Raw genomic sequence first — 12411 nt, forward strand, 5'->3', positions numbered from 1 at the left:
CCAATGGCTGTAAGCGCTAGCAGCTATCAATATCGGAATGCTGCCTAGAAAAGCTGGCGTTTGCCGGGCTGCAGCAGCACGACCAGGGCGCCGGCTCCGCCTTCGGCTGGGCGGGCCTGCACAAATGCCAGCACTTCTTTTTTCTGCACCAGCCAGCGCTGGACCTTGGATTTGAGCACCGGCATGCGGCCCGGCGAGCCCAGGCCCTTGCCGTGAACAATGCGCACGCAGCGTATGCCGGTGCGGTGCGACAGGCGTATGAACTGGCCCAGCGCCTCGCGGGCTTCGTCGGAGCGCAGGCCGTGCAGATCGAGCTGGCGCTGAATGCTCCACTGCCCGCCGCGCAGCTTGCGCGTGACTTCGAGTCCTATGCCGGGGCGGCGAAAGCTCAGCTGGTCATCCACGTCCAACAAGGTGCTGACGTCGAATTCGTCGCTCATGGCCTCGCGCAGCACGTTCTGCTCGTCCAGCACCAGTTGCAGCGGCAACGGCGCCGGCGGTGGCACCTGAAAGCTCACGGCGTTGCGGGCGCGCAGCTGTTCGACCTTGCCAACGCTGAGCACGAACAGATTGCGCTCGCGCTCTTTGGCGGCGCGGGCCTGGGCCTGTGCCAGTGCCCGGGCTTCGGCATGTTCGCGGGCGAGCTTGAGCTGGCGCGAGATACCGGCCAGATCCTGCAGGGAGCGGTGGGCGTGGATCACAGCAAGCCCTCCTCGGCCATGGACAGGGCTGCGCCCGGCGCCACGATGACATGGTCAAGCACGCGCACGTCCACCAGGGCCAGAGCCGATTGCAGGGTTTGCGTCAGGGACTTGTCGGCAGCGCTGGCCTGCACGCTGCCGCTGGGATGGTTGTGGGCCAGGATGACGGCACCGGACTGGTGGTGCAGGGCGCGCAGCACCACTTCTCTGGGGTAGACCGAGGTCTGGGTCAGCGTTCCGCGAAACATCTCTTCCAGGGCCAGCAAACGGTTTTGACTATCAAGAAACAACACGGCAAATACTTCATGGGGCTTGGCGGCCAGGTGCAGCTGCAGGAACTGCTTGACGGCCTCGGGCGAGGCGAACACGTCGCGCTCGCGCAGCGGCTGGGCCGTGGCGCGGCGGGCCAGCTCCAGCACCGCCATCAGCTCGGCGCGCTTGGCAGGGCCCAGGCCTTTGACGGCCCCCAAATCCTGGTAACTGGCGGCCAGCAGTCCGGCCAGTCCGCCGGCGCCCGGTAGCCTGAGCAGCTCATCGGCCAGCTGCAGCACCGTCTTGCCGGCCATGCCGGTGCGCAAAACAATGGCCAGCAGCTCGGCATCCGACAGCGCAGCCGCGCCCCGCTGCGCGAGCTTTTCGCGCGGCTGGCAATCTGCTGGCAAGTCTTTGATCGGCATGGATTTTTGGGCGGGGCAGGGGAGGCGATGGGCGGCAATCCTTGGCACAGCTCACGGGGGCACAGAGGTTATAGGCTCGCTCTTACAATATGGGCCAGTTTATCGGGACTTTCATGACCACAAGCGCAACCCCTTCGGATCTGCCCGTCGTACAGGCTGGCTCTTTTCTCACGCTGCACTACCGCCTGGCCGGCCCGGCCGGTGATGTGATCAATACCTTCAACGACAAGCCTGCCACGCTGTCGCTGGGTGCTGGCGAGCTCTCGCCCGCCATGGAAGATCAGCTGATCGGCCTGGTTGAAGGCGCGCACACCACCTTCGAGCTGCCCGCTGGCGCGGCTTTTGGCGAGCGCAATGCCGACATGATGCAGTGGGTGGCACGCAAGCTGATGAATGAGCTGGGCGATCCGCACGAGCAGTACACCGCCGGCGATGTGGTGCAGTTCCCCACGCCAGACGGCCTGGGCAGCTATGCCGGTGCCGTGGTGCAGGTGCGCGAAGACGGCGCCGTGCTGTTTGACTTCAACCACCCGCTGGCCGGCCAGCCGGTCACGTTTGAAGTGAAGCTGATCGGAGTGCTCTGACGTGGTGGGCGCCAAGGAAATCCTGCTGGCCGAGCCGCGCGGCTTTTGCGCCGGCGTGGACCGGGCCATCGAGATCGTGGAGCGGGCGCTGGCCAAGTTCGGCGCGCCGATTTATGTGCGCCACGAGATCGTGCACAACACCTTTGTCGTCAACGATCTCAAGACCAAGGGCGCTATCTTCATTGAAGAGCTGGACGACGTGCCGCCCGGCGCCACCCTGGTGTTCAGCGCCCATGGCGTGAGCAAGGCCGTGCAGCAAGAGGCGCAGCAGCGCGGCTTCTCCATCTTTGACGCCACCTGCCCCCTGGTCACCAAGGTGCATGTGGAGGTGGCCAAGCTGGCCAAAGAGGGCTATGAGTTCCTCATGATCGGCCACAAAGGCCACCCCGAGGTGGAAGGCACCATGGGTCAGCTGTCCGAAGGCATTCACCTGGTGGAAGACGAGGCCGATGTGGCCACCGTGGCACCGCGCCAGACCGAAAAGCTGGCCGTGGTGACGCAGACCACCTTGAGCGTGGACGACGCTGCCGGCATCATGGCTGCCATCCGTGCCCGCTTTCCGCAGGTGCGCGAGCCCAAGCAGCAAGATATTTGCTACGCCACGCAAAACCGACAGGACGCCGTCAAGGTGTTGGCGCCGCAGACCGATGTGCTGATCGTGGTGGGCAGCCCCACCAGCTCCAATAGCAACCGCTTGCGCGAGCTGGCCGACCGCCTGGGCACGCCTGCCTATATGGTGGACAACGCCGGCGAGCTCAAGGAAGAGTGGTTTGTCGACGCCGCCCGCGTGGGCCTGACGGCCGGCGCTTCGGCTCCCGAGGTGCTGGTCAACGAGGTGATTGCCCGCATCAAGCAGCTGGGTGCGGTGGCTGTGCGCAAGATGGACGGCATCGAGGAGACCATCAAGTTCCCCCTGCCCAAAGGTTTGAAGATCGATGCGGCCACAGGGCTGGAGATCGAAGTGCGCAAGGCACCCGAGACCGGTCACTGAAACGCCATAACAATTTCATAGCGCCTTGCGCTGGTCTTTCATGGACTTTGAGCTGGAAACAATTCAAATCCGAGCAAAGATCGGCGCAAGGCGCTTTGTTATTCATAGCAAGAACCCATTTTTAATCTCTCGATTGCGGCAGCTGCGCCACAGACCAAGCCCTTGGCCGGGTGCCGGGTCCGGCCAGTCGCTCTAAAATCGCCCTCTATGCTCGACATTCAACTTCTCCGCAAAGACCTGGACTCGGTCGTCGCCCGACTGCTGACCCGCAAGAACCCTCAAGCCTTCCTGAATGTGGAAGTCTTCAAGGCGCTGGAATCCGAACGCAAGTCCATCCAGACGCGCACCGAGGAGCTGCAGTCCAAGCGCAACCAGCTGTCCAAGCAGATCGGCATGCTGATGGGCAAGGGCGAGAAAGACGCCGCCGAAGCCGCCAAGGCCGAAGTCGCCACCTTGAAGACCGAGCTGGAACAATCGGCCACGCGTCTGGAACAAATCCAGACCGAGCTGCAAGCCATGCTGGTCGCCGTGCCCAATCTGCCGCATGAATCCGTGCCCTTGGGTGCCGACGAAACCGGCAATGTGCAAGTGCGCAGCTGGGGCACGCCCAAGACCTTCGACTTCGAGGTCAAGGACCATGTCGATCTGGGCACGCCCCTGGGTCTGGATTTTGAAGCCGGCGTCAAGCTGACCGGCTCGCGCTTCACCGTGATGCAGGGCCAGATTGCCCGCCTGCACCGCGCTCTGGCCCAGTTCATGGTCGATCTGCAGACCGAAGAGCATGGCTATACCGAATGCTATGTGCCTTATATCGTCAACAGCGATTCGCTCAAGGGCACGGGCCAGTTGCCCAAGTTTGAAGGCGATCTGTTTGCGGCCAACAAGGGCGGTCAGGATGCCGAACCGGTGCCCGATACCGCGGCGCTGTATCTGATCCCCACTTCCGAAGTGCCGCTGACCAATCTGGTGCGCGACGAAGTGCTGGCCGAAGACCGCCTGCCCATCAAGCTCACGGCGCACAGCCCCTGCTTCCGCTCCGAAGCCGGCTCCGCAGGCCGCGACACACGTGGTCTGATCCGCCAGCACCAGTTCGACAAGGTCGAGATGGTGCAGATCGTGCATCCCGAAAAGAGCTACGAAGCGCTGGAAGAAATGACGGGTCACGCCGAGGCCGTGCTGCAAAAGCTGGGCTTGCCTTACCGCGTGATGAGCCTGTGCACGGGCGATATGGGCTTTGGCGCGGCTAAGACCTATGACCTGGAAGTGTGGCTGCCTGCGCAAGACACTTTCCGTGAAATCAGCTCGGTCAGCAACTGCGAAGCCTTCCAGGCCCGCCGCATGCAGGCCCGCTTCAAGAATGCCCTGGGTAAGAACGAACTGGTACACACCCTGAATGGTTCCGGCTTGGCCGTAGGCCGCACGCTGGTGGCTGTTTTGGAGAATTACCAGAACGCCGACGGCTCCATCACCGTGCCCGAAGCTTTGGTTTCCTATATGGGCGGCAAAACTTTGCTGAAAGCCTGATTTTTTAGGCTATAATTTCAGCTTCGACACAGGAGAGGTGGCAGAGTGGTCGAATGTACCTGACTCGAAATCAGGCGTAGTAGCAATACTACCGTGGGTTCGAATCCCACCCTCTCCGCCATATACGCCGTTTGCCATAGGCTCTCGGTTATAGCAAGGAAACCCGCTCACGCGGGTTTTTTTGTTTCTGCTCTCAAGTCATGAAAAAAGGCCCAAACCAGATGGTTGGGCCTTTTTGTTTGTCTGCCTTGTTTGCGTTGCGGCTCAGGGTTTGAAGGCGATGGCCAGCAGCACAAAGGCGGCCATCCAGGCGGTTTCCACGAGCAGCAGCAGAAACGGGCGCCAGCCCGCTTGTGCCAGCTGTTTGAACGAGGTCTTCATGCCCAGGGCTGCAATGGCCAGCACCAGACAGTTTTTGGACATATCGGTCAGCTGCAGCTGCAGCATGGCCGGTACCCAGCCCAGCGAGTTGACGCAGACCAGCGCCACGAACACCCACAAAAACCAGGGCACCAGCGGCGGCTTTTTGCCCGAGTGCTGCTCTTGCGCGGCTTCGCGCTGCTTTTTGAACAGAGCGGAGACCACGACCACAACCACGGCCAGCATGGAGACGCGAAACAGCTTGACGATGGTGGCGTAGTCACCCGTGGTCTGGTCGATGGTGTAGCCGGCACCCACCACCTGGGCCACGTCATGAATGCTGCCGCCGATGAAAAGACCGGCCATTTCGGGCGGCAGCCCCAGGGCGCGGGCAATCAGCGGGTACAGGACCATGGCGACGGTAGAGAGCACCGTCACCGTGACCACGACCATGAGGGTGAAGCGGTCGCTGTTCTTGTCGCGGGGCAGAACGGCCGAGATGGCCAGCGCTGCCGAGGCACCACAGATGGCCACTGCGCCGCCGGACAGAACGCCTTGCGGCCGTGTCATGCCCAGGCGCCTGCCGAGAAAGTAGCCGCAAAAAATGGTCGTCAGCACGGCGGCGATGACGATCAGGGCCGTGCTCCATCCAAGGCCGGCAATCTGGGTGGCCGTGATGCGAGCTCCCAGCAGACCCACGCCCAGGCGCAGCACGGCGCGCGCGCAAAACTCGATGCCGGGCTTGGTTTTGGCGTCCTGGCTCAGAAAGTGAAAAGCCACGCCAAAGAACAGCGCATACAGCAGCTGCGGCCCGCCATGCAAGGTGGAGACAAAGGTCGCTGCCAGGGCAATCACGCCGGAGAGCGCGATGCCTGGCAAAAGCCCCAGATGCTGAAGCGCGCGCGGCGCTGGCTCCATCCGGGGTAGTGGGGCGCTGGCAGGGGCGTTGGCTTGTCCCATCACGACTCCTTACCGGCCCGGGGCGCGGGACTGGCAAGCACGGCCAGCGCACAGGAGGCAATGCGGCTGGCCACGGAGTCGGAGCGGCTGGTCAGCACAATCGGTACGCGCATGCCGAGCACCAGACCTGCGCACTCGGCATTGGCCATGTAGACCAGCTGCTTGTAAATCATGTTGCCGGCTTCGAGGCTGGGAACCAGCAGCACGTCGGGCCGTCCTGCGACGTCCGAGACAATGCCTTTGTTGTGAGCCGAATGCAGCGAGATGGCGTTGTCATAGGCCAGCGGGCCGTCAAAAATGCCTCCCGTGATCTGACCGCGGTCTGCCATCTTGCACAGGGCGGCGGCGTCAATGGTGCCGGGAATGGCAGGGTTGACGGTTTCCACTGCCGAGAGCACGGCCACGCGGGGGCGGTCTATGCCTATGGCATGGGCCAGGTTCACTGCGTTCTGTGCGATGTCCCGCTTGTCCATCAGGCTGGGGAAGATGTTGACCACGCAGTCCGTCATCAGCAAAGGTCGGTCGTAGCCGGGGATGTCCATGACGAAGACATGACTGGCGCGGCAGTTGCCGCGCAGGCCTGCTTCGCGTGCCACGGCAGCGCCCAACAGATCGTCGCTGTGCAGGCTGCCTTTCATCAAGGCACTGGCCAGACCGTCGCGGCACAGGGCTGCTGCCTGTGCGGCGGCTGCCCGCGCATCGTCGGCGGTGGCATGAATTTCTGCGCCGGACAAATCCAGTCTGGCGGCTTTGGCTGCGGCTTCAATACGATCTTGCGGGCCGACCAGCAGAGGCTTGATCAGACCGGTGTCGGCTGCCTGCATGGCGGCTTGTAGAGAGCCAGCATCGCAGGGATAGGCCACGGCCACGGTGATGGGGCCTTTGGCTAGCGCGCGCTCTTGCAGTTGCTGAAGGTGGGGACGGGGCGTGGCAGTGGTCTCGGCGGCTGCCACGGCGAGGGAGGTGATGGATGCCATGGAGGTTCCTGTCGAAAGTCAGAAAAAAACCCCACGAAGTCGGACTCCGTGGGGTTGCCTGGTTTAGACGTAGTCTTTGTACTTTTCCAGCAAGCGCACGGGCTTGGCCAAAGCGTCGCGGCGGAACGGATCGCCCAGTTCGCGGGTGCACATGATTTCGATCACGCAGGTCTTGCCTTCCTTCATCTGCATGTCGATGGCTTTTTGCAGTGCCGGGCCCACGTCCTCGATGTTGTCCACCACGATGCCTTCGGCACCCATGGCCTTGGCGATGTCGGAGAAGCTTTCGCTTTCCAGCTCGCCGGCCACAAAGCGGCGGTTATAGAAGTCCACCTGGTTCTTCTTTTCCGCACCCCACTGGCGGTTGTGGAACACCACGGCAGTGACGGGAATGTCGTGGCGCACGGCGGTCATGATTTCCATCATGCTCATGCCCCAGGCGCCGTCGCCGGCGTAGGCAATGGCTGGACGCTCGGGGGCTGCGCACTTGGCACCGATGATGGTGGGCAGGGCGTAGCCGCAGTTGCCAAAGCTCATGGGAGCGAAGAAGCTGCGTGGCTCGTCGAAGCGCAGATAGCTGTTGGCCACCGAGTTGATGTTGCCGATGTCGGTAGACACCATGGCGCGTGCCGGCATGGCTTTTTCCAGCTCACGCAGCACTTGGCGGGGGTGCAGATAGGTACCACCGGTAGGTGTGCGCTCATTCTTGGCCTCTTCAATCATGTCCAGGCTGTAAGGGTCGCGCTCGTGGGTCCACTCGTCGAGTTCCTTTTCCCAGGCATGCTTTTCGGATGCAATGGTGTCGGCACGTGCGGCCTTGGTTGCGTCGCAGTTCAGCGTCACATTCGCCAGGCGCTTGGTTAGCTCTGCAGCCACGGCCTTGGCATCGCCATTGATGCCCACGGAGATCTTCTTGACCAGGCCCAGATTGGTGTGGTCGGCTTCGACCTGGATGATCTTGGCCGTCTTGGGCCAGTAGTCCATGCCGTGCTGGGGCAGGGTGCCGAAGGGACCCATGCGCGAGCCCAGTGCAATCACCACGTCGGCCTGAGCGATCAGCTTCATGGCTGCCTTGGAGCCCTGGTAGCCCAGAGGGCCGGCCCACAGCGGATGCTTGGCGGGGAAGGCGTCATTACGCAGATAGCCGGTTGCCACGGGAGCGCCCAGACGTTCGGCCAGTTGCTGTGCTTCCTGCACGGCATCGCCCATCACCACGCCGCCACCGGCCAGGATCACGGGGAACTTGGCGGTCTTGAGCAGTTCCACGGCAGCCTGCAGGCTTTGCTCGCCGCCATGGCCGCGGTCCACACGCATGGGCTTGGGAATCTCGCACTCGATTTCGCCGTAGAAATAGTCACGGGGAATGTTCAGCTGGGTGGGGCCCATTTCGGACATGGCGCGGTCAAACACGCGGCCCGTGAACTCGGCCATGCGCTTGGGGTTGCAGACATGACCTTGGTACTTGGTGAACTCCTGAAACATGGGCAGCTGATTGGCTTCCTGGAAGCCGCCCAGACCCATGCCCATGGTGCCGGTTTCGGGCGTCACGATCACGACCGGGCTGTGCGCCCAGAACGCTGCGGCAATGCCGGTAACGCAGTTGCTGATGCCGGGGCCGTTCTGGCCGATCACCACGCCATGGCGACCGGAGACGCGGGCATAGCCGTCGGCCATGTGGGCTGCACCTTGCTCGTGCACCACGGGGATGAGGCGAATGCCTGCAGGAGCAAAGATGTCCATGGCGTCCATGAAGGCCGAGCCCATGATGCCGAACATCTCGCTGACGCCATTGGCGACACAGGTCTCCACGAATGCTTCAGAAGGGGTCATCTTTTGAACGCCTTCAACCACCTTACGATTGTCAGTAGCAGCCATCTTTGTCTCCTTTGAAAATTTGGAACTTATCGTTTCGAAAAAAGAAATCGCGATGCCAGTTTAGGGCATTTTTTTGTCGAAGTGCAAATAAATTTCTTTTTTCGGAATAAATTGACTCGAAAAATGGAAATTACTATGATCGATGACGATATGAAGAACAGCGAAGAAACCAACTCGGCTCGCCTTGACGGAGACACGCCCAACCTGCGTTTGTTTGCGTTGCTGGAAGCCGTTGCCCAGAAAAACGTGCCATTCACCCTGCAAGCCATGGTGGAAGAGACGGGTCTGCCCAAGCCGACCATGCACCGCATGCTTTCCCAGCTGGAAAGCGCAGGCATCTTGCAAAGGGATGGCAATGGACGTCACTACGGCACGGGTCAGCGCCTGATGCGTCTGGCGGAAAGCGTGTTGCTCAACAACACCACGCATGGCGCGCGGCATGCGGTGCTGACCCAGCTGGTGCACGAGCTGGGCGAGAGCTGCAACATCACCGCTTTCTCGGGCAGCGAGGTCTTGTATCTGGACCGTGTGGAGACGCCGGCCCCGCTGCGCTTTTATCTGCACCCGGGCTCGCGCGTACCGGCGCACTGCTCGGCCACGGGCAAGCTGTTCCTGAGTCAGATGGCGCCGGCGCAGCGCCGCAGGCTGTTGTCCAACGTGCCGTTGGAAGCCTTCACCGGCAACACCTTGACGACTTTCGAGGCCCTGGAGCAGGAGCTCGAGCAGGTGCGCGAACAGGGCTATGCGTTTGACAACGAAGAGTTTCTGCCGGGGTTGCTGTGCCTGGGCGTGCTGGTGCCGGCACCCAATGGCAGCTCCAACATGGGGCTGGCCGTGCAGGCACCCATCATGCGTTTTTCCAAGGAGAAAGCCCTGTCCTTTCTCCCCAAGCTGCAGGCGGCCGTCGCGGCGATCGCCCGCATCAATGATGAAATTTCACCGGAAGCCGACGATGACTGACCTGAGCTTGCTGCAGCCTACCCGTACCGTGAGCGTGCGTGATGTTTTTGGCATTGATACGGACATGAGCGTGCCTGCTTTCGCAGAGCGAACCGAGCATGTTCCGGCCATTGACAAAGCCTACCGCTTGAACCCGCAAGTGACGCAAGCCATTTTGGCGGGCTTCGCGCACAACCGGCGCGTAGTGATACAGGGCCTGCACGGCACAGGAAAATCCACGCACATAGAGCAGGTGGCTGCCCGGCTGAACTGGCCTTGCGTACGGGTGAATCTGGACGGCCATATCAGCCGTCTGGATCTGGTGGGCAAGGACACCATCGTGCTGCAGGAAGGCAAGCAGGTGACGCAGTTTCAGGAGGGCATTCTTCCCTGGTCCTTGCAGCGGCCCGTGGCCATTGTGTTTGATGAGTACGATGCGGGCCGGCCGGACGTGATGTTCGTCATCCAGCGTGTGCTGGAGCGCGAAGGCCGCTTCACCATGCTCGATCAAAAGCGGGTGATCCAGCCCCATCCGTATTTCCGCCTGTTTGCGACCATGAACACCCTGGGCCAGGGCAATCTCAATGGGCTCTATCACGGCACGCAACTGCTCAACCATGCACAGCTCGATCGCTGGAATCTGGTGACCAGCTTGAACTATCTGGAGCCTGCCGAAGAGGCCGCCATTGTGCTGGCCCGTGTGCCGGAGATGGATACGCCGCAGGGGCGCAAGCGGGTGGACGCCATGGTGGCGCTGGCCGGCCTGACGCGCAGGGGTTTCTCAGTGGGAGATCTGTCCTTGCTGATGTCGCCACGTTCGGTGATTACCTGGGCCGAGAACATTTCCATCTTCAACGATCTGAAACTGGCGTTCGAGCTGTCTTTCCTCAACAAATGCGAGCCTGCCGAGCGCGCCATCGTGACCGAATATTTTCAGCGCTGTTTTGGCCAGGAACTGGCGCGGACCGAGGAGCCTGCTCTGGCGTTCCTGCATGAGCACTGAAACGCCAATCTCTGCTTCGCAGTCCCAGATGGAAGCCTGGGGCGGAGCCATGCTGCGCGCCATGACGGGTGACGATTCGCTGCAATGGAGCGGGCAAACGCTTTATCGCGGCACCAATCCCTTGCCTCAGCTTGCGGCCCACCACAGCGATGTGCCGCTGCTTCAGACGGATCAACGTGGTTTGCTGGACAGCATGGGTTTGCGCCTGCATTTGAGCGACGGGGCCTTGCACCAACAGCATTTGCCCAAGGATCCGGTAGAGCGCATGGTGTTCGAGCTGCTGGAGCAGTTGCGGGTCGAGAGTCTAGTGCCCGAGGCCTGGCCCGGGGCGCGCGAGAATATGCGCCAGCGCTTTTTGCACTGGTGCCAGGCCTTTATGGATTCCGGTTTGACGGAAAGCAGCCTGGGCATCTTGCTGTTCACGGTGGCCATCACGGCCTGGAGCCGGCTGACAGGTCATGAAATACCGGAGAGCATGGGTGATCTGGTGGAGTCCACCCGCCTGTCCATGGCCACGCAACTGGGGTCGCAATGGGTTCAGTTGCGGCGCCTGCGGGAGCAGCAGCGGCAGTTTGTCGTGCCAGCCTTGGCGGTCAGCCGTTGGGTAGGACAAGCCGTGCGCGCGGCGCAGGAAGAGGCACCTCGTGGTGCCGGCGGCCCCAAGCGTCGCAGCAATTTCGCCTTGCCGCTGCATTTTGAATCTCAGAGCCTGGATGAGCTGCCTATGGCTCAAAGCGGCGACAGCCGGGCCTGGGCCAGTACGGCGCAAAGCTACCGGGTTTTAACGCGCGAATTTGACCGGGAGGTCGCTGCCAGTGAATTGATACGCGCGGTGCAGCTGGCGCAATTTCGAGAACAGATGGATGAGGAACTGGCCCGCTCCGGCTTGCAGCATGCAGGACGGCTGGCGCGCTATCTGCAGCAGCGCCTGGCAACGTCGCAGCGCGACGGCTGGAAGTTTGCGCAGGAAGAAGGCTATCTGGATGGCAACCGCCTGTCCCAGCTGGTCACGGATCCCCAGCAGCGGGCCATTTTCAAAGACGAAATGCAGCGCCCGCTCAACGAGACGGCCGTCACCATTCTCATGGACTGCTCAGGCTCGATGAAAGCGTACGCCAAGCCCCTGTCCTTGCTGCTGGATGTGCTGGGTCGGGCTCTGGAGATGGCCGGTGTGGCGGTGGAGATACTGGGATTTTCCTCTCAGGCTTGGAATGGAGGCCGAGCGCGCAAGCAGTGGCAGCGCGCCGGACGGCCGGAATTTCCGGGTCGCCTCAATGAGCGCCTGCACATTGTCTTCAAAGATGGTGCCAAGCCCTGGCGTCATGGCCGCCATGGTGTGGCCGCCCTGCGCAAACCCGATATCTTTCGCGAAGGCATTGATGGTGAAGCGGTGGAGTGGGCCTGCCAGCGGCTGATGACGCGCTCCACAAGGCGGCGCATTTTGCTGGTGATCTCGGATGGTTGCCCCATGGACACGGCAACGCATCAGTGCAACGACGAGCACTATCTGGATCAGCACCTGAGGCAAGTGCTGGCCGCGCAAGAGCGCATGGGGGACGTGAAGGTTTGCGCCTTGGGTGTCGGCCTGGACCTGGGCGTGTTCTACCGTCAACGGCTGGCCATCGATCTGCATCAGGACATAAACGAGGCTTTGCTGTACTCGGTGGCCGAGTTGCTGTGCCAACGATGAAAGAGATGGATAGGGCTATCCATCTCTCTAGCTAAGCCGGCTGACGGCTGACCAGCCTCTTGAAATCAAGCCATCAAAGCGAGAAAGCGCACTATCTGGACCAAATCTGCTTGTGAAACCGCCCCCGGCA

11 protein-coding genes and 1 tRNA gene are annotated in these 12411 nt (G+C 61.8%); 7 read left to right on the plus strand and 5 right to left on the minus strand.

Features of this window, described 5'->3' with window-relative positions; all coding sequences use genetic code 11:
• Window positions 1-44 precede the first annotated feature (44 nt).
• Window positions 45-701 (minus strand): Smr/MutS family protein, encoded by a 657-nt coding sequence (locus ACNAZA_RS14530; RefSeq protein ID WP_120971307.1) that lies wholly within the window; start codon window positions 699-701, stop codon window positions 45-47.
• Complete coding sequence (radC, locus tag ACNAZA_RS14535) at window positions 698-1378, minus strand: RadC family protein (RefSeq protein WP_120971306.1); 681 nt, start codon at window positions 1376-1378, stop codon at window positions 698-700. The genes ACNAZA_RS14530 and radC overlap by 4 nt, the downstream gene beginning before the upstream one ends.
• Window positions 1379-1491: 113 nt before the next feature.
• Between radC and ACNAZA_RS14540 the strand changes: the two genes are divergently transcribed.
• The 4 genes from ACNAZA_RS14540 (at window position 1492) to ACNAZA_RS14555 (ending at window position 4598) form a co-directional block, all read left to right on the plus strand.
• Window positions 1492-1962 (plus strand): FKBP-type peptidyl-prolyl cis-trans isomerase, encoded by a 471-nt coding sequence (locus tag ACNAZA_RS14540; RefSeq protein ID WP_120971858.1) that lies wholly within the window; start codon window positions 1492-1494, stop codon window positions 1960-1962.
• Between the two features lies 1 nt (window position 1963).
• Window positions 1964-2953 carry a 4-hydroxy-3-methylbut-2-enyl diphosphate reductase gene (gene ispH / locus ACNAZA_RS14545; protein ID WP_415797262.1) on the plus strand — a complete coding sequence of 330 codons (990 nt, stop codon included), beginning with the start codon at window positions 1964-1966 and terminating at the stop codon, window positions 2951-2953.
• Between the two features lie 207 nt (window positions 2954-3160).
• Window positions 3161-4477: a serine--tRNA ligase gene (gene serS / locus ACNAZA_RS14550; protein WP_415797263.1), complete on the plus strand. Its 1317-nt coding sequence runs from the start codon at window positions 3161-3163 to the stop codon at window positions 4475-4477.
• A 31-nt stretch (window positions 4478-4508) separates the two neighbouring features.
• A tRNA-Ser gene (locus ACNAZA_RS14555) sits at window positions 4509-4598 on the plus strand.
• Window positions 4599-4741: 143 nt separating this feature from the next.
• Here ACNAZA_RS14555 and ACNAZA_RS14560 read toward each other — a convergent pair.
• The 3 genes from ACNAZA_RS14560 to xsc form a co-directional block, all read right to left on the minus strand.
• Window positions 4742-5797: a YeiH family protein gene (locus tag ACNAZA_RS14560; protein WP_415797264.1), complete on the minus strand. Its 1056-nt coding sequence runs from the start codon at window positions 5795-5797 to the stop codon at window positions 4742-4744.
• On the minus strand, window positions 5797-6774 hold the full coding sequence (locus ACNAZA_RS14565) for a bifunctional enoyl-CoA hydratase/phosphate acetyltransferase (protein WP_415797265.1): 978 nt from the start codon (window positions 6772-6774) through the stop codon (window positions 5797-5799). The genes ACNAZA_RS14560 and ACNAZA_RS14565 overlap by 1 nt, the downstream gene beginning before the upstream one ends.
• Window positions 6775-6837: 63 nt before the next feature.
• Complete coding sequence (gene xsc / locus ACNAZA_RS14570) at window positions 6838-8649, minus strand: sulfoacetaldehyde acetyltransferase (protein ID WP_415797266.1); 1812 nt, start codon at window positions 8647-8649, stop codon at window positions 6838-6840.
• A 135-nt stretch (window positions 8650-8784) separates the two neighbouring features.
• Between xsc and ACNAZA_RS14575 the strand changes: the two genes are divergently transcribed.
• The 3 genes from ACNAZA_RS14575 to ACNAZA_RS14585 are packed head-to-tail and all read left to right on the plus strand — an operon-like array spanning window position 8785 to window position 12281.
• A complete protein-coding gene (locus ACNAZA_RS14575; RefSeq protein ID WP_415797267.1) occupies window positions 8785-9609 on the plus strand; it encodes an IclR family transcriptional regulator in 825 nt (274 codons plus the stop codon).
• Window positions 9602-10591 carry an AAA family ATPase gene (locus ACNAZA_RS14580; protein ID WP_415797268.1) on the plus strand — a complete coding sequence of 330 codons (990 nt, stop codon included), beginning with the start codon at window positions 9602-9604 and terminating at the stop codon, window positions 10589-10591. Before ACNAZA_RS14575 ends, ACNAZA_RS14580 begins: the two co-directional genes overlap by 8 nt.
• Window positions 10581-12281 (plus strand): cobaltochelatase CobT-related protein, encoded by a 1701-nt coding sequence (locus tag ACNAZA_RS14585; protein ID WP_415797269.1) that lies wholly within the window; start codon window positions 10581-10583, stop codon window positions 12279-12281. Before ACNAZA_RS14580 ends, ACNAZA_RS14585 begins: the two co-directional genes overlap by 11 nt.
• Window positions 12282-12411: the final 130 nt, after the last annotated feature.

It is taken from the genome of Comamonas aquatilis, from assembly GCF_965139575.1.
Lineage (GTDB): Bacteria > Pseudomonadota > Gammaproteobacteria > Burkholderiales > Burkholderiaceae_C > Comamonas > Comamonas aquatilis.